The organism is Bacteroides sp. LFL-34 (assembly GCF_027257075.1).
In the GTDB taxonomy this organism is placed as follows: domain Bacteria; phylum Bacteroidota; class Bacteroidia; order Bacteroidales; family Bacteroidaceae; genus Bacteroides; species Bacteroides ovatus.
In genome coordinates this window covers 1-515 of sequence record NZ_JAPQKZ010000174.1, presented here as the reverse complement: position 1 = coordinate 515, position 515 = coordinate 1, and the positions used below count along the sequence as shown (strand labels likewise).

The window sequence follows — 515 nt, the reverse complement described above, 5'->3', positions numbered from 1 at the left end:
GTAAGCGTCTCCGCGATTCTATATAGTGTATTAAAATAAAAAGGCTAATGATCCCTTTTTAGTCATTAGCCTTTTCCCATCTGTCAGGAAGCAGTTCCCTGTATTTTTCAATTGGTGTGTTCGGTTGCCATTCGGCTGTTCTGTTTATCACATCCGTGAGATACTCAAATAAATTCACTTTATGCATCCTACAAGTGAGTGCTATCGTATAGAGTATGGCGCCTCGTTCGGCCCCCTTATGGCTGCCGAAGAACAATGAGTTTTTTCTTGATAAGGATATGTACCGGTTCATCCGTTCAACCATATTGTTGTCCAGATAAGTGTCACCATAATTAAAGATGTCCACCACTGCATTCCACTCATTGCGAAGATAGGTAATGGCTTCCTGCAGTTCGCTCTTAGGTAATAAATCCCCCCGTTCTTCTATTTCATCAAGCACATCTTTTATTTCTCCGAGTATGTCCGGCGCATACTTTTTTCGATGCATAAGATTCTGTTCTACCGTCCATCCCTCA

At 41.7% G+C, this 515-nt stretch carries 1 protein-coding gene; it reads right to left on the bottom strand.

What is annotated here, in order from left to right:
* Positions 1-58: 58 nt before the first annotated feature.
* Positions 59-515: IS66 family transposase (locus tag N5O98_RS27450; protein WP_196060971.1), on the bottom strand; the 457-nt coding region annotated here is incomplete at its 5' end.